The organism is Bacillus cereus group sp. BfR-BA-01383 (genome assembly GCF_022663495.1).
Classification (GTDB): Bacteria; Bacillota; Bacilli; order Bacillales; family Bacillaceae_G; genus Bacillus_A; species Bacillus_A cereus_AU.
The window spans coordinates 75,408-96,735 of record NZ_JAKUFP010000002.1; the positions used below are offsets into that span (position 1 = coordinate 75,408).

Genomic DNA, 21,328 nt, shown 5'->3' on the forward strand with positions numbered 1-21,328 from the left:
GGGTTCTTTTCTTATAGTAATATTTTGATGAAGTATAGTTACATTGCTAGAATATGGAGATGAAGAATTGTTATTTTTAAGGGGAAATTAAGGATACATGTGTACAATATAAACACATTGGGAGACTAAATGCATACAAATATGTTATTTTGTATAGGACAGTATGTTTGCTGATGCGAGGCAAGGGGTAAAGGAAAGAGGGAATAAATTGCGTTTTAATGTTTTAACACAGCAACGAAGAAGAGATGAATTTCATTTGAGTTTCTCGGCTCAGCAACCGAAAAATAACCTATTAATTTCAATCATTCTTAGTGGAATGTGGGCAATTTGTTTAGAGACGTTGTTTTTTGTAGTACTCAGTTCTTTCGGATTCGAGAAAACTAAAGAATTTTTTGACGGGAAAATGCAACTCAGTATACTTATTATTCTTTTGTGGGGCGTACTATTATACGTCATTCATTTAAATAAAGGCATTAGCCATAGGCTTAGGCCAGTTATTCGAGTTCATATCGTATTATTTTTAATCGCACATACAATGAACTGGATGTATATCATGATACAGGAAAATATGAATCTTCTATCAGTAAATACGTGGGTTTATTTACAACATGGACAGTATATGTTAAGTCTATTGTTTATTTATATGGTATATATTTTTGTGTATAGTTTGCTTGGAAGAATTTTCTTAAGTACAACGATAACTAGTGTAGTCTTACTTGTTTTTGGGATGGTGAACTATTTTAAGATCATGTTTAGAGGAGATCCATTCTATCCGTCTGATTTCACACAGATCGCTCATGTGGATTCCGTTATACCGATGGTTATGGAATCCTTTAGTTTTTGGAATATGTTTCTCGTAATAGTTGGTATTGGGTTGCTTATATGTGTAGTTATGTATATACGAAAGTACATTCCAGTTGTAAAATCTCATATTATTATAAGGATTATTTTAGTATGTGGATCTGCGTTTATGGTGTATGCATATAGTAATTATCCTAATACCTTTATGAATAATTTATTCCAAAAAGGTGGGGTAGACATTCGTGCGTGGAATCAAGCTGCAAATTATAATGTGAATGGTTTTGTTTTAGGATTTATAAGTAACTTAGATACGACAGTCATCCAAGAGCCTGAGGAATATTCAAAGGAAAATATGCAGCAAATTGCAAAGAATATAGAGAAACAATATAGTGGTAATATAAGTGCACCAAAAAAAGTAGAGAAGCCGAATATTGTATTTATTATGAGTGAAGCTTTTTGGGATCCGACAAAATTAACGAACCTTTCATTTAGCGAAGATCCAGTGCCGAATTTACATCATTATATGGAGAATTTTCCAGGGGGACAAACGATATCCCCTACATTTGGAGGAAATACAGCGAATACAGAATTTGAAGCATTAACGAGTTACTCGATGAGTCTCTTGATGCCGGGTTCTATACCATATCAACAGGCCATTCCAAGTCAGAAAGAAGTTCCATCTATTGCAAGTGAATTGAAAAAACAAGGGTACTATGCAAGTGCAATTCACTCTTTTAATCGATCGTTTTATAAACGTGAAGATGTATATAAAACATTGGGATTTGATAATTTTAATGCAGAAGACACGATGGAAAATAAAGAAGTAGTTGGAGACAATATTGGTGATTTATCTATGAGTAAAGAAATAATAGATGAATTAAATAAGAGAAAACAGCCTACGTTTATTCATGCGGTGACGATGCAAAATCATTTTCCATATAGGCCAAATATGTTTGGTGAAAATAAAATAGAGATTAGTGGATTAACAGAAGAGGAATCGGAAGCCGAATTAGAAGCATATACAGAAGGTGTAAGACTGTCGGATGAAGCGTTGCAATATTTAATAGAGCAGCTTGACGATTTAGAAAGACCTACTTTAGTAGTTTTCTTCGGAGACCATTTGCCTTTGTTAGGTACTAATAAGTCTATTTATAAAGAAGCAGGATATATAGAGAATGAAGAAACTGTAAGTGAAAGATTAGCTATGGCAGAAACACCATTGTTAATGTATGCAAATTTTGATTTGCCAAATGATAATTTAGGTTTAGTAAGTCCAATTTATTTCTCTAATCTTGTTTTTGATTATGCAGGATTAAATAAATCACCGTACTACCAATTTTTATCAGAAATGCATAAAGAAATACCAGTACTTAGAGATGAATTAAAGGTTAATAAAAATGGAGAAGAGATAAAAGATTTAACTAAGAAACAAAAAGAAATGCTAGAGCAGTATAAAATGATCCAATATGATTTACTCGCTGGAAAGCAGTATAGTAAAGATATACTCTTTAAATAGAAGAAACAAAAAGAACTTGTATCATGGTACAAGTTCTTTTTTTTATAGCATTTAACGGGGTAAACAGACAAGCTGGGTTTAGGGAGTATTACCTGTGCCTTTAGTATATATGAAAATGTGATCGTATTATTTGTTGATTTGTGAGAAATGTGTGAATTATCACCTCTTTTAAAATTATTGATTAAAGAGCTATAATAAATCCCTTTAATTTCTAGTTAAAAATTTGATTTTAGGAAAGTACTTTTAATATATAGTTTAAATTATCTGAAAAATCAATTAAAATGAATAAGAACTTAAAAAAATTGTAAAAAGGGGTGAGATGTTGAAGAAGTTTCTTGGTGGGAAAATAATAGAATTTCTTATTAGTATCGCAGTTATCCTTACAGTAAGCTATTTACCATTCTCTTTGTTTTTAGGGAATAGTCTTGATTTTATTACATATTTAGAGAAATTAGCCTCCCCAAAGGACATTGCACATATTAATATGACTACGATGCGCCCAGCTCCTTTTTTTGAAGGTATTATTGAACCTTACAAGTATTCGATGAGCATTCTTTTTATCGCTACAGCTTTAACAATTGTTTTCTCGGTTGGACTTTCATTCGTGTACTTATTAGTTTCTTCTAAAATTAAAAATTGGATTGAGCGTTGTTTAATTTTAATAGAATCAGTTCCAGATTTATTATTAATTTTTAGTTTACAATTATTTGTTGTATGGATTTATAAACAGACAGGATATCGCATTATTACCATTTATGCGTTTAATGATGAACGTGCCTATTTCTTACCTATTATTTGTATGACAATCGTTCCAACCCTTCATTTTTTCCGTATTATCGTTTTATTTTTAATGGAAGAAAAGAATAAGCCGTATGTGGAATTCGCCTGTGCGAAAGGATTGAGTGATAAGTATATACTCTACGTGCATTTATTACGTAATATCATGTATCATCTATTAAATCACTTGCAGCCGCTGTTCTTGTTCATGATTTCAAGTCTCTTAATGGTAGAGGGGGCATTTAATATTTCGGGATATATGTCCTTCTTGTTAAAGCCGGGTTCCTTAAATCCTTTAACGATGGCATGGTGGATTCTTTTATTATTTGTTCCATTTTATATTCTATTTACTATTGTGCATTACAGGGTGAATCGTATTACAGGAGGAGCTTCTCATGAAATATAGAAACTATCGCTCCAAACGTTTTTGGTTTGGTGTCCTTTACTTTATAGGGATCGTTGTAATTAGTTATCTTATTACGTGGTTTGGTAAGGATTTATATATGAGTAAGACAATCTGGCTAAAAGATACGAATGGTGATGTTGTTGCTGCAGCGCCGTTTAGCCCACTGACAATACCACCACTCGGTACAGATCGCAACGGTTTTAATTTATTTTTTCAATTATTAGTAGGGGCAAAGTTTACCATTTTATTTGTATTTGGCATATGTGTTGTACAAGTGTTTCTCGGTACGATATTAGGTGTAGCATTAGCGCATGCACCATCTATAATTCAAAGTTTCTTTCAAAAAGTATGTAAAGTATATTTCTTTATTCCGACAGTGTTATGGGCAATTTTGTGGATGTTCCCACTCATGTTTCAAAGTCAACTAACTGGTTTTAATATGGATATCATTATAAAGCAGTTTACTGTTCTTTGTTTTGCACTGTTACCAGCTGTTATTCTTTATGTGAATCAAGAAATTAATTTATTTATGAAAAATGAGTTTGTTACAACGTCGAGAATATTAGGTGCTTCAAGGTTTCGTATTATTAGAAAACATATATGGCTGTATTTAAAAGAAATTCTTCTCGTTCTTTTTTTACAGCAGTTTGTTCAATTATTTACGCTATTAATTCATTTGGCGTTTTTTGGAATTTTAATTGGCGGACGAGGTGTAGATTATGAAACACAGAAACCATTCTCGCTTACGAATGAATGGGCAGGTTTAATTGGACTAAACAAAAACGAACTGCTAACAGCACCATGGATTGTCATTGCCCCACTACTATTTTTTACCGTTTCTATATTCGTTTTACATTTGATGATTAAAGGGATAAAGAAAGAGCAGGAAGGAAAGCTCTACTCTATGGATAGGAAGAAAAAGAAGACGCGATATGAATTAAAAGAGGAGAAGAAGGAAATCGATAAATCATTATTCATCCCAGTAACTTCCAAACCGATAGAAAAAGGTAGCTAGAAAAAAAGAATTTGCCGTAAGGGCAAATTCTTTTTTTATGTAAAGGAACTATGAATTTAAAAATTTTATAAGTTCTTTATTTAATTCATCTGCTTGATCGATTGGTGAACCGTGACCACTATTTGTAAGAGGATGTAACTGAGAATTTCTAATCCGTTGCTGCGTGAGCTCGGCACTTTTGTAGGGAATCAGTTGATCATGAACACCGTGGAATATTTTTGTTGGGACGTTAATTTTACTTAAATCTTTCGTTACGTCCTCGTTTGCGGCTGCTTGTAAGATTTTGATGAGAGCATAAGAAGCAGACTGCATACCGAGATAAGAAAACCATTCTAACGTAGCAGAGCCTAAGTTTCTATTAAAAAATGATAAAGATACATCATTTAAAAATTTAGGTAAATTTGCATACATTTGATTAATAAGGGTGTCTGCTTGTTCTTTTGATACACCGTAAGGAGATTCTTGATTTTTAACGAAAGAGGGGGAGACAGCATCAATTAAAGCGAGCTTAGAAATGCGGCGACCGTTATAGCGAGACATGTATCGAATGGAAAGAGCACCGCCGACTGAGAAACCGATTAACGTGGCGTTATCTACTTGAAGTGCTTCTAGAACAATTGCGATATCATCGGCTAATCGATCATATGTGTAACCAGTCCAAGGTTTATCAGATTGCCCATTTCCGCGTATATCCATGGCGATGCAGCGAAAACCGCGCTCTGGTAAAACGTTGAGTTGGTATTGGTACATTTGGTGATTTAAAGGCCATCCGTGGACGAAGAAAACAGTCTTACTACCAGGACCAGGGTTAACATCTTGCACGAAAATATGCACATCTTTTTCGACGGTAACAAACATGAAGTATCCCCCTTGTGTGTATTAAAATGCTCTATCCCAAAAGCGTTGTTTTGTCATCGCTTTAATAAATTCATTCGCAAGTTGTGTAGGATCTTGTTCTGTTAAGACACCAGGCTTTCCTTCAATACGTAAAAATTGAATAATAGTAGAACCATTTTGAAAAGCACCAATTGGCTTAAAGTGGTTATATGATTCTACGACAAATGAACTTGTTTTATTAAGAAAATGATCATCCATCTTGCCGCCGATAAGAAGTAACCCGTCATAAAGAAGTGGTGAGCCTGTTAAGAAAGTATCATTCACTTCCCATCGACTGTTTTGCGTTCCTTGCACCGTGCCTAATTTTTCAGAAATAATCACTGGCTGAAGCCCGACTTGCTTTAATTGATTTATAATATATTGCGCGTGTTGTCCGTCGTATTCATTTGCGACAATAACACCTACTCTTAATGTGTTTGGACTGAAGGTTGTATTTTCCATACTGAGTGCTGGCGATGATTTAGTAACATTGGATTCTTGAATATTTGGGACTTTTACTCCGACAGCTTCTGCGACTAAAGTAGCTAATTCTGTACTAATATGACCAATCATATCTACGACTTGTTGACGGACGGATTTACTTTTTACTTTTCCTAATTCAAAGGAAAAAGCTTGTGTAATATGAACTTTTTCCACGTGACTCATACTATTCCAAAATAAACGAGCTTGGGAGAAATGATCTTTGAAACTACTAGCTGTTTCTCTCGTTTTATGACCAGATATAGTCGAAGGATATGTAACGAAACCACCTTTTGTCCCAGGAACAGTAAAGGGAGAGTTATTGGCCAAAGAGTTATTATGGTAAGCTATTTTTCCCTTATCAATAATATATTTAGAAGCACCATCTCTTTGGTTGTTATGAAACGGACATACCGGACGATTAATCGGCAATTCTTGATAATTTGTGCCGACACGTGCCAATTGCGTATCTGTATAAGAAAAGAGTCTACCTTGTAAGAGAGGATCATTGGTAAAATCAATGCCACGGACGATACTCCCAGGATGTAGCGCCGCTTGTTCTGTCTCAGCGAATACATTGTCCACGTTACGGTTTAATGTCATTTTTCCAATGATTTTAACGGGGAAATCCTCTTCAGACCAAATTTTCGTTGCATCTAATATATCAAAATCGTATTTGAATTCATCCTCTTCTTCTAAAACTTGAATGCCAAGTTCGTACTCAGGGTAGTTTCCAGCATTAATATTTTCCCATAAATCACGGCGATGGTAATCTGGATCAGCACCGCCCAGTTTTTGAGCTTCATCCCAAATTAATGAATGAACGCCGAGTTTTGGTTTCCAGTGGAATTTTACAAATCGCGACTTTCCATTTTTATTCACTAAGCGGAATGTATGAACACCAAACCCTTGCATCATTCGAAAACTTCGTGGAATTGTACGGTCAGACATAATCCACATCATCATTGCAGCGGATTCTTGGTTATTGGCGATGAAGTCCCAAAAAGTATCGTGTGCTGTTTGACCTTGGGGAATCTCATTATGCGGCTCGGGTTTCAGGGCGTGAATAAGGTCGGGAAATTTAATACCATCTTGAATGAAGAAAATTGGAATGTTGTTGCCTACTAAATCAAAATTTCCTTCTTCTGTATAAAATTTAACAGCGAATCCTCTTACATCTCGATTCGTTTCATTAGCTCCTTTCGATCCCGCTACTTCAGAGAAACGAACAAAAAGCGGTGTTTCTTTTGAAGGATCTTGTAAAAAGTGGGCCATGGTTAGCTCTTCTAAGGATTCATATAGTTCGAAAATGCCATGTGCTCCGTATCCACGTGCATGAACAACTCTTTCAGGAATTCGTTCACGGTCAAAATGAGCAAGCTTTTCTCTCATAAGGAAATCTTCTAGAAGGGTAGGTCCACGATCGCCGACGGTTAAAGAGTTTTCATCGTTTGAAATTTTAACACCTGTATTTGTTGTCATCTCTTTTCCTTCATTTTCACGTGTAAAGGATTGGAGTTGTGCTGTCTTTTTATTTTTTTTACCGTCCATATAAAACACCTCCCATAATATACGTATTATATTTTGTTAGTTTTATGCGTACATATAGCTTGGTGATGTTACAGTGTTGGGGGGATTTCCCTTAATTGTGAGATTTATCTTTGTTTGTATATGAAAAATCATTTATTATAATAATGGTATTCTTCGAAATATCATTTTGAAGGGGTGTTGAGGTGAAAGAAAGCTTTTTAACAGCTAAAGAAGAAAAGAAAAATGCTAAAATTTTCTTGTGGACATTGCATGTTATTTTAATTGTTTACGAGGTTTCATATGCATTTATGTTAGAAGACACAATACCGTTAGGAGATTGGCGTAAAGGCCTCTGGAAGATTACATATATTATGACAATATTAGGTATAGGTGTGTACGTATTTGAGCAAGGAAAAGCACATTTAGTTAAATATATATATTTATTTGCGTACGTGATTGCAGAGAGTTTTAATATTGGATGGTATGCTTTTCATAATAAAATAGCTTTTGATGAAGGGAATATAATCGAATTTGTTTTCATTTTCTTCGTGCCAATATTTTTAAGTAAACGATATGTATTTATGTTAGCTCCGTTTCTTATAGGAAAATATATGATATACCTATTTGTATTTGATAAACTTAATTTGTTTATTGCGCTAATTATAAATATAGCGTTGCTTTTTGTAGCGTATATTATGTTAAACCGTTTTTTACAATATTTTTCAGCGGTAAAGAAAAGTATTGCAGAGGCTAGTCAGGCACAAAAGTTGGCGGTTGTCGGAAAAATGGCAGCGACAGTGGGACATGAAATTAAAAATCCACTTGCTTCATTAAAAGGCTTTACACAATTACAAAAAGAGAAACATGAAAAAGATGCAACATATGGACAAATGATTACTGAAATAGAAAATATGAATAATATGGTTAGTGAATTAATGGAGGTTGCTACATGTAAACCTTCTGTATATGAAAAACATATTGTAAGTGATGTTTTAGTACAGGCAGTAGAACATATGCATGAAAAAATGAAAGAGTTACATATAAATTTCACTTTTGATGAAGAGCATAATAAAAGTGAAATAGAATGTGATAAAAGGAAGTTAAAAGGTGTCTTTTTATACATTATCAAAAATGCCTTAGAGGCAATGGAACATGGCGGAGTATTACAAATACAAGTTGAAGATAAAAAAATGGATTACGTACTAGTTAGTATAGTAGATAGTGGTTTCGGGATAAAAAAAGAGAATTTAGGAAGAGTTACAGAAGCCTTTTATACAACAAAGCAAGATAAAATTGGATTAGGTCTTACAGTAGCGGAGCGAATTATTAAAGAACATCTTGGAGAATTACATATTTCTAGTGAAGTACAGAAAGGAACGAGGGTAGAAATATTGTTTCCGAAAAAACTTGAGGATAATAGGATACAAGATTAAGAGGTGTTGTTAAAGGAGCTATCATATGAATGAAGGCTATATATTTAAAAAAGAAGAAATAAAGGCGTCAAAAATATTTTTAAGCTTATTCTTTGTTATATTTTTGGGGTACGATTTTGCTGAAAAGGCTGTTGTCCTTTTATCAGATGAAAATCTAAAACTAGCAGATGTTTTTGGAGAAGGATTAGGTGTATGGCTATATAGTTTGATGGTTGGATTATTCTTTATCGGACTTTATTTTTTGAAATGGAAAAATCCGTATGTTGTGAAGTATATTATTTTAATTGGCTATAATATATTGGATTTTATTAATAACTTCATTATTTATTACGGAAGTGATGCGGAATTTGATGGCGGTAATCTAGTAGAAGGCTTCTTTATTTTATTTGCACCAATCTTTGTGAATAAAAGATACTTTTGGTTAGTTGCCGGAATTATTGTTGGAAAATATGCACTGATGGGATTTGTTGTTCAATCCTTTATTGTTCTTATTCCAATGGCATTATGCAGTGGGTTTGTTATTATATGCTGGATTATATTTTTAAGATTCCAGTCCTATGTTCGCACACTTGAAATGATGGATAAAGAAATACAAAATGTAAAAAAACTAGCGACAGTTGGAAAAATGGCGACAGTAATTGGCTATAAAATTAGAAGACCTCTAGAGAAAATGAAAAAGCTAGTAGATAAGCAAGCAAAAAAGCATCCAGAAGATAAGATTTATAGTGATATTATGAAGCAAGAAATAGAGCGAATTTATACCATTGCTACAGAGCTAAGTGGATTTGAGAAATCTAAATCAATTGAAGCAGAAACTCATAATATAAAAGAAATTATCTCGTATGTTATCCGAGTTATGGAAAAGCCAGCAGTAGAACAAGGCGTACACATACAGGCTATTTATAGTAAAGATATCCCTTCAATTACATGCGATGAAAAACGATTGAAACAAGTATTTTTTAATTTAATAAAAAATGCTATTGAAGCAATGCCGGTTGGTGGGAATATTACTGTAAAAGTTTTGGTAGAAGATGTTATTATCATTCAAATAAAAGATGAGGGATGCGGCATTCCTAAAGATAAAATTCCAAAGCTTTATGAAGCTTTTTATACAACGAAAGAAACTGGAACAGGCTTAGGATTGGTAGTTACAGAGAAAATTATTAAAGACCACAACGGTAAGATGAGTTTTGAAAGTGAAGTTGGAGTTGGAACGACTGTTGAGATCATGTTGCCGATATGATGGTGAAATATTCAAAAAGAAATCATTTATTTGAGAGTGTTTTCTTTTTTGTAGATGGAAGTGCGGTATTATAATGATGAGATGATGTTTACACTATTGGCAAGGTGTATATAATTAAATATCCAAAATATGGATAACGTTCCGGTGAGAGTGTATAATAAAGTTGTCTGTTATTTGTTTTAATTCACTTGTAATTTTTTTGGCCTCGGTAGCGAGGTCTTTTTTTATTCCGCTATTTGCGGGCCATCTCCAAACTTTGTGGATACGAGAGAGTGATGTGGGAGTCACTGATTGAAGTTTCACTTTATATAATTTTCGAGAAAAATGATGGTACAATATATGAATGATACGAGAAGAGAGGATGAAGATTGACGTATGTACGTTACTGTAACAGAAGCAGCATATAAAAAGATTACGGATACGATTCCAAGTGAAGCGAAATATATGAAATTATTTTACGATAATGAAGGCTGTGGTTGCGTTATGAGCGGAATTATCGATTTAGTAGCTGTTTCAGAAAAAGACGAGCGTGATGTAGATGTTGAATCAAGCCTACTTAGCTTTATCGCAGATCGTACAAAGCTTGTATTTATGGATGATAAGTTAACGGTTGATTGGCATGAAGGTGGAGGGACTTTTCAGCTGAAAAGCCCGAGCCAGTTTTATAATCCAAATATGAAGTTACATGTTCGAGTGTAACAAAGAAAAGACCGCCCAAAAATATTTTTGAAGCGGTCTTCTTTAATTATATAAGATGTCACTATTGTCGTTTTTTGCTGATAAATCGATAGCCCTTGTTGAATCGCCGATATAATTTCGTTTACAAAATGAGCTACTTAATACAATGAAATGTACATGTGATTGAATTTTCTGTATAATACTCTTTGCGGAGGGGATACGCATGAGAAGATGGGGAATTGAATTATTAATTTTAAGTGTCGTTATTATTTGGGGTATTAACTATACGATTGCAAAATACGGACTTGTAGAATTTACCGCAATTGAGTTTACCGCGCTTCGAATGATGGCTGCGGCACCACTACTGTTATTACTTACATTCTTTATGGAAAAGTCGCTTTACATGGAGCGAAAAGATATACCAAGATTAATCATTGTTAGCGTTGTAGGGATTGTATTGTATCAAACGCTATTTATGGAAACTGTTAAATATACATCCGCTACAAATGCCTCTTTACTCATTTCTATTTCACCAATTTTTACAACTGTATTTGCGATTTTCTTGAAACAAGAAAAGTTTTCTTCTCGAAAGCTCATTGGTTCTATGATTGCCTTTGCCGGTGCTGCATTAGTTTTAGTAGCCGGGCATTCACTCGCTAGTTCTTTTTACGGAAATGGAATTGGACTAATTACATCGATATGTTGGGGGCTTTATCCTGTTTTAGCAGGGCCATTAATTAAAAAATATTCGGCACTTCGTGTTACAGCATGGTCGGCATTAGTTGGAGCGATTCCGCTTGTATTGTTAAGTGGGCCACATGTATTTGTCATGCCATTTCACATTACACACGGAATGACACTATTTGCCTTACTATATTCTATTTTCTTTGTAACAGTATTCGGTTTAGTGATGTGGTATGTTGGTATCCAAAAAATTGGAGCATCACATACGATGGTATATATGTATATTACACCGCTCGTAGCTGTTTTATTTGCTGCAGTATGGGCGAATGAATATGTATCGTTACAACAAATAATCGGTGGAATTATCATTTTCTTTGGTCTATGGTTTGTGAAATCAGAGAGGGTACAAGTACATTCTACTGCGGGGGAACCTATATCAAAATAGGAAAACAGATCACCTATGATCTGCTTTCCTATTTTTTTATTTTTGGTAAGAAGATGAGAAATAAGATCGCAGTAATAAGTGGGATTAAGTTTAAAAATGGAAGACGGAAGAGTGTAATAAGAATAATGCCTGGAAGAAGGACACCGAGGACAGCGTAGAAAATACTATGTTTTTTTGTGTACCAATACAATGAAAGTCCAATAAGTGCAGGGACAATGAGATGAATGAGAGCCATTAAAAAATAAGTCATTAGACGCCCCCTTTTTTGTGTACTTATTACATCATATCCGTATGTTCATAGATTGATATCACTTTTTTCATAAACGGACGAAAAATGTTTGGAAAAACGTCACAAATTATGAGGGTATGATGTTTAAAATCTTGTATAATATTATTTTATAAAAACATTTAAACAACATAAACAGCGTGTTTATGTTGTTTTTAATTTGGGTGAAATGGATTTTTAAGTAGTATGAGCTCGAAAAAAATGAGTTATACAGCTTTTGTTGGATAGATGAAAACTACTGAAGAGGAGTACAGTATGATTAGTATGTCATTAAGAGCGTTTAAAATTCAATCGTATTATTTACTAGGTATTCTGTTATTAGGCTGGATGTTAACACCGTTTTCAGCGCATTTTCTAGGTGCTGGAATTGGACTTATTGTAAGTATGTATTGTGTTTGGCTTTTAGGAAGACGGATTGAGAAGCTTGGAGATAGTCTTGTAAAGAAGACGAAAGCACCGACGCTCGGTATGTTCAATCGTTTTGCAGCTGCCATTTTGGGTGCTGTGATTATGTACGAAATTGAGCACCATATGGTTATGTGGGCATTCGCAGTAGGGATTATGGGCGGTTATTTCTTAATTGTTGTTAATTTAGGCTACTATAGTATGAAGGATGAGAAGGAATTAACGAAGAGCTAAAAAGATAAAAAGCTTCTTTTTAGATGGAATAGAGGATCCAGCGTTGGGTAGAAGCGGTTAGATCCTTTTTTAGCCCCATGTGGTGTAAAACCAGAGGGATGTAGTGAGTAGGAATATAATTTATGTGTTCGAAGCTGTGATTTGCATGTGGGTAAAGTAAAGAATATATAGAAAGAAGCTTACGTTTTTCACGTAAGCTTCTTTTTTATGTAAGTGTGTGTAACCGTTAAGCCGCATTGGGTTTTGTCGGTGAGTACGCGAAACTTTACGGTTACACGACACTTATTCATATGAGTAAAGGGTTATTCCATCAGAAACTTTTATTATTAAGCGATTGGGCCGCCTAAGTTAATAATATCGTCAGAAACGCTATCAAACTTTTTGAAGTTTTCTTTGAATTCGTTTGCAAGTTCAATTGCTTTTGCTTTGTAAGCAGCTTTATCAGCCCAAGTTTGTTCAGGCATTAACACTTCGTCAGGTACGCCTGGTACGTGAAGTGGAACTTCAAGACCGAAGATGTCATGTTTAGCTGTTTCAGCTTTTGCAAGTTCGCCGCTTAGCGCTGCTTGAATCATTGCACGAGTGTAACCTAAGTTCATACGCTTACCAATGCCGTATTCGCCACCAGTCCAGCCAGTGTTTACTAAGAATACTTTCGCATCATGTTTCTCGATTTTTTCACCAAGCATTTCAGCATAGCGAGATGCATCAAGTGGTAAGAATGGTGAACCGAAGCAAGTTGAGAATGTAGCTTGCGGAGATGTAACACCGCGCTCTGTTCCTGCTAATTTACTAGTGTAACCACTTAAGAAGTGGTACATAGCTTGCTCTTTTGATAACTTACTGATTGGAGGCAATACGCCAGATGCATCAGCAGTTAAGAAAATAATTGTATTTGGATGTCCTGCAACACTTGGTAGTACGATATTGTCAATCGCATGCATAGGGTATGCAGCACGTGTATTTTCTGTTAAAGTAGTATCGTTATAGTCAGCGATACGTGTTTGGTCATTAATGACAACGTTTTCTAAAACTGAACCGAATTTGATTGCATCGAAGATTTGTGGTTCTTTCTCATGAGAAAGGTTTACACATTTCGCATAGCAACCGCCTTCAATATTGAATACGCCGTTATCAGACCAGCCATGCTCATCATCACCGATTAATTTACGGTTTGGATCAGCAGATAATGTTGTTTTACCTGTTCCAGATAAACCGAAGAATAGTGCTACGTCGCCTTCTTCACCTACGTTTGCAGAGCAATGCATAGAAAGAATATCTTGTTCAGGTAGTAAGAAGTTCATGATAGAGAAGATTGATTTTTTCATTTCACCAGCGTATTCTGTACCACCGATCAGTACGATACGTTTTTCGAATGAAACCATAATGAATGCTTCAGAATTTGTACCGTCAATTGCTGGATCTGCTTTAAAGTTCGGTGCAGAAACAATTGTAAATTCTGATTCATGATTTGTTAATTCTTCTTCAGTTGGACGAATAAATAATTGGTGTACGAACAAATTATGCCATGCGTATTCGTTAACAACTTGAATTGGTAGGCGATAGTTACGGTCAGCGCCAGCAAATCCTTTGAAGACGAATAACTCTTCTTTTTCCTTTAAGTATTCTAAAACTTTCGTATATAATTTATTAAAATGTTCTTCAGAAATCGGTTGGTTCACTGCACCCCAAGCAATTTTGTCAGCAACCGATGCTTCTTTCACAATAAATTTATCTTTAGGAGAACGTCCTGTGTATTTTCCTGTTGAAGCAGAAACTGCACCAGTAGAAGTTAATTTCCCTTCATTTCGCATTAATACTTTTTCCACTAATTGCGGAACACTTAATTGAATCTGTGCATTGCTTCCGTTCAATAATTCATGTAAACCAATTTGGACATTCACAGTACTCATATTTATATACCATCCTTTTCATTTAATGAAATATTTCTCTCGTAATCCCTAGCAAGAGTATAACACAATTATATAAATAATGTATACTATTTATTTATTTTTGTTTGTGTGAATGTATTATTTCCTTATTTATATTTCATTCTATACTTATGGAGAAAAACTTTTAGGAAAATGTGAATATTAATTGACAAATGAATATCATTTCTTTAGTATAGGTTGGGACGGATACTCTCTTATCCCGAGCTGGCGGAGGGACAGGCCCGATGAAGCCCAGCAACCTCACTTGTAGTGGTAAATACAGGTGAATAGGTGCTAAAACCTGTGCGAGGCTAATGGTCTCGAACGATAAGAGCAAAGGGCAAAAAGCAGTATGCAAGTAGCAAATTAAACCTTTCCTCTATGTTAAGTGGGAAAGGTTTTTCTGTATGCTTGTGTGGGAGAATAAATGTATGTCGCAGTTTGTGGCAAATTAAGGATGAGTTCCGTACAATATATACAATTACTGTAGGGAGGTTTACCACATGACAAAAAAACGTCATCTGTTCACATCTGAGTCTGTAACTGAAGGACATCCAGATAAAATTTGTGACCAAATTTCTGATTCAATTTTAGATGCGATCTTATCAAAGGACGCAAATGCACGTGTAGCTTGTGAAACAACTGTAACAACTGGTTTAGTATTGGTAGCGGGGGAAATTACGACTTCTACTTATGTAGATATTCCGAAAATCGTTCGTGAAACAATTCAAGGCATTGGTTACACACGCGCAAAATATGGATTCGATGCAGAAACTTGTGCAGTTTTAACATCTATCGATGAGCAATCTGCTGACATCGCTATGGGTGTTGACCAAGCGCTAGAAGCACGCGAAGGTCTAATGACTGACGCTGAGATTGAGGCAATTGGTGCGGGAGACCAAGGTTTAATGTTTGGCTTCGCATGTAATGAAACACAAGAATTAATGCCACTTCCAATCTCGCTTGCTCACAAATTAGCTCGCCGTTTAACTGAAGTACGTAAAGATGACACATTATCATACTTACGTCCGGATGGAAAAACGCAAGTTACAGTTGAGTATGATGAAAATGGTAAACCTGTACGTGTGGATACAATTGTAATTTCTACACAACATCATCCAGATGTTACATGGGAAGAAATCGATCGCGATTTAAAAGAACATGTAATTAAAGCTGTAGTTCCAGCTGAATTAATGGATGGAGAAACGAAATTCTTCATTAACCCAACTGGTCGCTTCGTAATTGGTGGACCTCAAGGTGATGCTGGTTTAACAGGACGTAAAATCATCGTTGATACTTACGGTGGATACGCTCGCCACGGTGGCGGTGCATTCTCTGGTAAAGATGCAACAAAAGTTGACCGTTCTGCAGCATATGCAGCTCGTTATGTTGCGAAAAACATCGTAGCAGCTGGTCTTGCTGATAAAGCAGAAGTACAACTTGCATACGCAATCGGCGTAGCACAACCAGTATCAATTTCAGTTGATACATTTGGCACTGGTAAAGTATCTGAAGACGTACTAGTAGAACTAGTTCGTAACAACTTCGATCTTCGCCCAGCTGGTATTATTAAAATGCTAGACTTACGTCGCCCAATTTACAAACAAACAGCAGCTTACGGCCACTTCGGACGTACTGATGTAGATCTTTCATGGGAACGTACAGACAAAGCTGCAGCTTTAAAAGAGCAAGCTGGTCTATAATATATGAAGAAAAGCTTTGCGCGGTGAGCGCAAAGCTTTTTTTATTTTGTTTTACTTATGATTTGAATGCATGAGCTACAATATACTTTTTCATATTTGTCATGCCACTTGCCGGAAATCGCATATGAATCCACGCTTTCTCATACGTTGATATTTCCTTTTCGCATGATTTGCAAACTATCGGTTTCTCCTGGAACATATGTAATTACCCTTTCATTTGGCGTGCTTTGCCCGCGCAAAATGCACTGCTCAGTAAAAATAACGTTGCAAATATAATGCTCACTAATGTAGCGTATGGAATTGCGCCTTTTAAAGAAAAGCCGACAGTGATGGAAGCGATAAATAAGAGGATGAATGTTGTTGTTAATTTTTTGTACAGTTCCATAACATGTAAACCTCCTTATTTAGAAATAGAACGTTTAAAAATAAAATTTACTACATAGGCAAGTAAGAGAGGAATTAATGTGTTAGTCAAATAGTAACGAATATCACCATCAAGCATCAGTACATACAATTTTAAAAAATTAATATCAAACCCGTAAGCGATGCATTGAAAAAGGTATAATAGGTACATATCGTTTTATGTTATAGAACATAAAAATCTCCTTTATATGGATAAATATACTTATATTGTATCATATTGAATTCTTTGATTTATACATAATTGTACAAGATAAATGAAAGGGAAGATGAAAAATGAGTGTCAATGAACATAAAAAACAAGCGCCAAAAGAAGTACGCTGCAAGATCGTGACGATTTCCGATACACGTACGGAAGAGACGGATAAGAGCGGCCAGCTATTACATGAATTATTAAAAGAAGCAGGACATACAGTGACTTCTTATGAAATTGTAAATGATGATAAAGAGAGTATTCAGCAAGCAGTGTTAGCTGGTTATCATAGGGAAGATGTCGATGTTGTATTAACGAATGGCGGAACTGGTATTACGAAACGTGATGTAACGATAGAAGCAGTTTCCGCGCTATTAGATAAAGAAATTGTTGGATTTGGTGAGTTGTTCCGCATGATTAGTTATTTAGAAGATATTGGGAGTAGCGCGATGTTAAGTAGAGCGATCAGCGGTACAATTGGACGCAAAGTAGTCTTCTCAATGCCAGGGTCTAGCGGAGCAGTTCGCCTTGCGATGAATAAATTAATTTTACCGGAATTAGGTCATATTACATTTGAGCTGCATCGTCAATGAGTAAGTGGGCTGGAATTGTATTAGCAGGCGGTATGTCGAGTAGATTCGGTGAGCCGAAAGCGTTGGCGAACTGGCAAGGGAGTACTTTTATTGAGCATATTTTGAAAGTGATGACAACTGTGCTCCAAGAAGTTGTAGTCATTAGTCACTCCGATATAAAAGAGCGAGTGGAGCAACTCGTACAAGTTCCTGTTATAGAAGATATTCCGCATTATAAAGGAAACGGCCCACTTGCTGGAATGGTATCAGGAATGGAATATATCGAAGCAGATTGGTACGTGATTATGCCTTGCGATGCACCAAACGTTTCGCAAGAGTGGTTTACTATTTTATTGGAACAAATGAGTGATGAGTACGATGCGGTTGTACCTATTATTAATAGAAGAAAACAGCCGTTACTTGCAGCGTATCATAACCGTGTGAAAGAGAAGATTTACACTTTACTTCAAGAAGAGAAAAGAAGTATGGGGCAGCTTTTATCACAATGTAATGTGAAATATGTTGCTGGAGAAGATGTACAAGCGAATGCAGATTGGTTTATGAATGTGAATACGAAAGAAGAGTATGTACAGGCTCAAAAAGACCTTTCAAATGAATGAAAGGTTTTTTGATATACAGAAATTGGGGAACAATTACTGTATAAAGGTATGTGAGTAAGTTGATTTTAAGGGGAATTTCTTAAAATCATCATACAGTAAAAGTACTGTATAACCATATATTAATTTTTATGGGTTTTTATTACAAGTCTGTTTAGTTATGTATCTTTTTGTTATAATGAATATAGAAATAAAATGATATTTCACCTTATGTATCATTTAGTGAACGAAGTTTTATAATTGGGTAATAAACTCCCTCTGTCTAGTTGAAGAGAGTTTTTTGTTATGAAATTGATTCATATACATCTTTAGTTCTATACGATAGATATAGAATATATTTACAAATATAACATTTGATGGGTAGCTGAACGGAGAGTCCTGTTTTATACTAATATTGTGTCATCCCTTCTAAGGGACAGCGCACAGCCGGTGATTGGCTAATGGGAACATTCTCATTTTGCCAGTGCCGGTTTTTTATTAGATAATGATGGTAATAAACTTTTGAGGGAGGGATCGTTTTGAGAAAGATAGATTTTACTTCTATGAGAGAGAAAGTAGCTAGTTTTTATATTTATGCTATCTCTTTTCTTGGTTTAATGGCTGTTATGATTTCCTTATTTTTAATTGAAATGCCTTCCCATCTTATACTGCTTTTGTTGCTAATTATGTTTATGGGAATTACTGAGTATTTTCCTATCCGTATTTGGAGAGGTGGAATCACACTTAGCCTTACGCTTATTTATACAATGAATTGGCAGTTTGGAATGCATATAACAGTTGTTTCATGTGTGGGTGTGATGTTAAGTATCCAATTGTTTCGCCGGTTACCGATGCAAAGGACGGTATTTAATTGTGCGCAACTTGCTCTTAGTATCGTATTAGCAGAATGGTTTTCCAGTGGATGCTTCTCATTGTTTATTTCTGGAATGAATCTTTCATTTTTATATGAAAAATTCATAATTTTGTTTTTATCCAGTGCGTTTCTTTGCCTGTTTAACAGTTTATTTTACGATCTTTTAATCATACTTCTTCCTCAGCCCTATCCACTAGAAGAGTGGCGTAAAAAGAATATGTTAGTACTCTTGAGTTTGAGTTTTTGTTTACTGTATTCCTCACTTATACATATGTTAGATTACCGATATCGCGGCGTGATGGATGAAATCATGGTTCTGTTCTTCTTTTTCCCGCTTGTGGCAATCTGTATCATTAGCTCTTTCGTTAGACAAATACGGGTGGAAAAAGAACGATTATATAAGCTTTTTTCCATTACGACGGAATTAAGTCGTGGACTATCTGCCGGCAACTTACAGCAGATGAAACAATCACTGAAAGGATTTCTAGGAATACAGGCATATGTTTTATGGGCGAAAGATGAAGAGAACTGGACTCTTTTATTAAAGGATGGAAAAGTACATCGTGATATTTCTAATTATTCTGACCTACATAAGGAGTTTGAAGAGATATTAGAAACTGTTGTTGTTACTGATTGGAAAACAGGTATGGCCCCGGGAGATGAAGTGTTTGAAAATACGATGCGCTCTCTTGTGTATTTACCTCTTAAAGTAAATCATGAATTAGTTGGAATGTTTGTGGCCGGGAAAAGCAGGAGTGCGAGTTTTATTACTGAAGATGTACAAACGTTAGCTACGTTTGCCAATCAATTAGGCAGCTTGCTTAAAACACGGACACTCATTTCTGAACAGGAAAAAAGAACGATTTTAGAAGAAAGAAATCGAATTGCTCGTGAAATCCATGATGGAATCGCACAAGCATTGGCCGGAGTGATATTTCAGATGGAGTCAGCTCAGAAAAAATATGCAGATCGACCAAAAGACATGCAGCAAGTCGTAGATACAAGCATAAAAAAATTACGGAAGAGTTTAAGTGAAGTTCGTTATTCTATTTATGCTTTAAAGCCATATCCAACACAAAGATTAGGACTAAAACAAGCAATTACAAATAAAGTTCAATCTTTAAAACAAGAATATGGTCTAGCCATTACATATCATGAAAGAGGCCGTTCTCGAAAACTTAGTTTTACGAAAGAACGAGTCATTTTCGATACTTTGCAGGAGAGCTTGCAGAACATTGTAAAGCATGCAAAGGCAGACAAAGTTGACATTTTATTAAGCTATCAACGGGAACATGTACTTTTAAAGGTAAAGGATAACGGAATTGGCTTTTCTCTGTTTGAATCTATGATTAAAGCAAAGCATGAGCCGCATTATGGTATATTACATATGAATGAACAGGCAGAACAGTTAGGGGCTGCCCTTCAAATTGATAGTTCAGCAGGAAAAGGTACCGAAATCACATTGTTAATTCCAGATTCAGAAATGGGGGAGGAGTATCATGATTCGAATATTAGTAGTGGATGATCATACCGTTTTGCGTGATGGAATTCGAAGTATATTGGAACTCGAATCTGATATGCGAGTGGTTGGGGAAGCTGTATCCGGTGATGAGGTAGTAAGGAAGGTGGAAGAGTGTAGGCCTGATTGTATCTTAATGGATATTAATTTACCAGGAAAAAATGGTATCGAGGCTACATCACTCGTAAAAAATCAGTATCCGAACTGCCGTGTTCTCGTATTAACTATGTATGAACATGATGAATACTTGATGTCTGCTCTTCGGGCGGGGGCAGACGGTTATTTACTGAAGGATTCATCATCCGAGCAGGTAGTAGCGGCAATCCGAATGGTATTACAAGGAGATTCTGTGATTCATCCGCGTATGACTAAAAAGTTGATTACCTATCATCAGCAAACGAAATCAGAATCAAATGAAAATGAACTAACAGAGCGTGAAAAAGAAATACTGTTTGAATTGGTTAAAGGTCTTAGCAATAAGGAAATTGCTGAAGCTCTATATATCAGTGACAAGACAGTTAAAATCCATATTAATAAGATTTTCAGAAAACTAAATGTGAAAAGCCGTTCACAAGCAGTCATATATGCCGTGCGAAATCAGCTCGTTCCATTTTCTTAAATAAAAATCATTTAAAAGAACTACCCCGCACTTTATTATTTTATGCAAAATAATAAAGTGCGGGGTAGTTCTTTTGTACTATACGGTATAGA

The 21,328-nt window shown here is 35.3% G+C and carries 18 protein-coding genes and 1 riboswitch; of the genes, 13 read left to right on the plus strand and 5 right to left on the minus strand.

Features of this window, described 5'->3' with window-relative positions; genetic code table 11:
- Positions 1-208 precede the first annotated feature (208 nt).
- The 3 genes from MR065_RS02620 to MR065_RS02630 all read left to right on the plus strand — a co-directional run bounded on the left by MR065_RS02620 (position 209) and on the right by MR065_RS02630 (position 4,515).
- Positions 209-2,317: an LTA synthase family protein gene (locus tag MR065_RS02620; protein WP_242212367.1), complete on the plus strand. Its 2,109-nt coding sequence runs from the start codon at positions 209-211 to the stop codon at positions 2,315-2,317.
- A 319-nt stretch (positions 2,318-2,636) separates the two neighbouring features.
- Positions 2,637-3,500 carry an ABC transporter permease subunit gene (locus tag MR065_RS02625; RefSeq protein WP_242212369.1) on the plus strand — a complete coding sequence of 288 codons (864 nt, stop codon included), beginning with the start codon at positions 2,637-2,639 and terminating at the stop codon, positions 3,498-3,500.
- Positions 3,490-4,515 carry an ABC transporter permease subunit gene (locus tag MR065_RS02630; RefSeq protein WP_242212371.1) on the plus strand — a complete coding sequence of 342 codons (1,026 nt, stop codon included), beginning with the start codon at positions 3,490-3,492 and terminating at the stop codon, positions 4,513-4,515. Before MR065_RS02625 ends, MR065_RS02630 begins: the two co-directional genes overlap by 11 nt.
- A gap of 48 nt (positions 4,516-4,563) precedes the next feature.
- Here MR065_RS02630 and MR065_RS02635 read toward each other — a convergent pair whose 3' ends face one another.
- Positions 4,564-5,373, minus strand: a complete 810-nt coding sequence (locus tag MR065_RS02635; protein WP_242212372.1) for an alpha/beta fold hydrolase — start codon at positions 5,371-5,373, stop codon at positions 4,564-4,566.
- Between the two features lie 21 nt (positions 5,374-5,394).
- On the minus strand, positions 5,395-7,422 hold the full coding sequence (locus tag MR065_RS02640) for a catalase (RefSeq protein WP_242212373.1): 2,028 nt from the start codon (positions 7,420-7,422) through the stop codon (positions 5,395-5,397).
- A gap of 182 nt (positions 7,423-7,604) precedes the next feature.
- Here MR065_RS02640 and MR065_RS02645 point away from each other — a divergent pair, with 182 nt between their 5' ends.
- From MR065_RS02645 to MR065_RS02660, 4 genes are all read left to right on the plus strand, one after another.
- Complete coding sequence (locus MR065_RS02645; protein WP_242212374.1) at positions 7,605-8,834, plus strand: ATP-binding protein; 1,230 nt, start codon at positions 7,605-7,607, stop codon at positions 8,832-8,834.
- A 25-nt stretch (positions 8,835-8,859) separates the two neighbouring features.
- A complete protein-coding gene (locus MR065_RS02650; protein WP_242212375.1) occupies positions 8,860-10,077 on the plus strand; it encodes an ATP-binding protein in 1,218 nt (405 codons plus the stop codon).
- A gap of 375 nt (positions 10,078-10,452) precedes the next feature.
- Positions 10,453-10,776 carry an iron-sulfur cluster biosynthesis family protein gene (locus tag MR065_RS02655; protein WP_242212376.1) on the plus strand — a complete coding sequence of 108 codons (324 nt, stop codon included), beginning with the start codon at positions 10,453-10,455 and terminating at the stop codon, positions 10,774-10,776.
- Positions 10,777-10,978: 202 nt separating this feature from the next.
- Positions 10,979-11,884 (plus strand): DMT family transporter, encoded by a 906-nt coding sequence (locus tag MR065_RS02660; RefSeq protein ID WP_242212377.1) that lies wholly within the window; start codon positions 10,979-10,981, stop codon positions 11,882-11,884.
- Between the two features lie 28 nt (positions 11,885-11,912).
- Here MR065_RS02660 and MR065_RS02665 read toward each other — a convergent pair whose 3' ends face one another.
- A complete protein-coding gene (locus MR065_RS02665) occupies positions 11,913-12,134 on the minus strand; it encodes a hypothetical protein (protein ID WP_097904695.1) in 222 nt (73 codons plus the stop codon).
- Between the two features lie 291 nt (positions 12,135-12,425).
- On the opposite strand from MR065_RS02665, the gene MR065_RS02670 reads away from it, so the two are divergent.
- The gene (locus MR065_RS02670; RefSeq protein WP_242212378.1) at positions 12,426-12,809 is read left to right on the plus strand and encodes an ATP synthase subunit I; all 384 of its coding nucleotides are present in this window, start codon (positions 12,426-12,428) and stop codon (positions 12,807-12,809) included.
- Between the two features lie 326 nt (positions 12,810-13,135).
- Here the strand turns inward: MR065_RS02670 and pckA are convergent, their stop codons facing one another.
- Positions 13,136-14,722 carry a phosphoenolpyruvate carboxykinase (ATP) gene (pckA, locus tag MR065_RS02675; RefSeq protein ID WP_097904693.1) on the minus strand — a complete coding sequence of 529 codons (1,587 nt, stop codon included), beginning with the start codon at positions 14,720-14,722 and terminating at the stop codon, positions 13,136-13,138.
- A 230-nt stretch (positions 14,723-14,952) separates the two neighbouring features.
- A riboswitch (SAM riboswitch) is annotated at positions 14,953-15,074 on the plus strand.
- 169 nt (positions 15,075-15,243) lie between these two features.
- On the opposite strand from pckA, the gene metK reads away from it, so the two are divergent.
- Complete coding sequence (gene metK, locus MR065_RS02680; RefSeq protein WP_000163111.1) at positions 15,244-16,443, plus strand: methionine adenosyltransferase; 1,200 nt, start codon at positions 15,244-15,246, stop codon at positions 16,441-16,443.
- A gap of 205 nt (positions 16,444-16,648) precedes the next feature.
- Here the strand turns inward: metK and MR065_RS02685 are convergent, their stop codons facing one another.
- Complete coding sequence (locus tag MR065_RS02685; RefSeq protein ID WP_000424797.1) at positions 16,649-16,828, minus strand: hypothetical protein; 180 nt, start codon at positions 16,826-16,828, stop codon at positions 16,649-16,651.
- 311 nt (positions 16,829-17,139) lie between these two features.
- On the opposite strand from MR065_RS02685, the gene MR065_RS02690 reads away from it, so the two are divergent.
- From MR065_RS02690 to MR065_RS02705, 4 genes are all read left to right on the plus strand, one after another.
- Positions 17,140-17,649 carry a MogA/MoaB family molybdenum cofactor biosynthesis protein gene (locus tag MR065_RS02690; protein ID WP_242212379.1) on the plus strand — a complete coding sequence of 170 codons (510 nt, stop codon included), beginning with the start codon at positions 17,140-17,142 and terminating at the stop codon, positions 17,647-17,649.
- Positions 17,646-18,248 carry a molybdenum cofactor guanylyltransferase gene (locus MR065_RS02695; protein WP_242212380.1) on the plus strand — a complete coding sequence of 201 codons (603 nt, stop codon included), beginning with the start codon at positions 17,646-17,648 and terminating at the stop codon, positions 18,246-18,248. The genes MR065_RS02690 and MR065_RS02695 overlap by 4 nt, the downstream gene beginning before the upstream one ends.
- A 515-nt stretch (positions 18,249-18,763) precedes the next feature.
- A complete protein-coding gene (locus MR065_RS02700) occupies positions 18,764-20,623 on the plus strand; it encodes a GAF domain-containing sensor histidine kinase (RefSeq protein ID WP_242212381.1) in 1,860 nt (619 codons plus the stop codon).
- A complete protein-coding gene (locus tag MR065_RS02705) occupies positions 20,598-21,236 on the plus strand; it encodes a response regulator (protein WP_242212383.1) in 639 nt (212 codons plus the stop codon). Before MR065_RS02700 ends, MR065_RS02705 begins: the two co-directional genes overlap by 26 nt.
- Positions 21,237-21,328 lie beyond the last annotated feature (92 nt).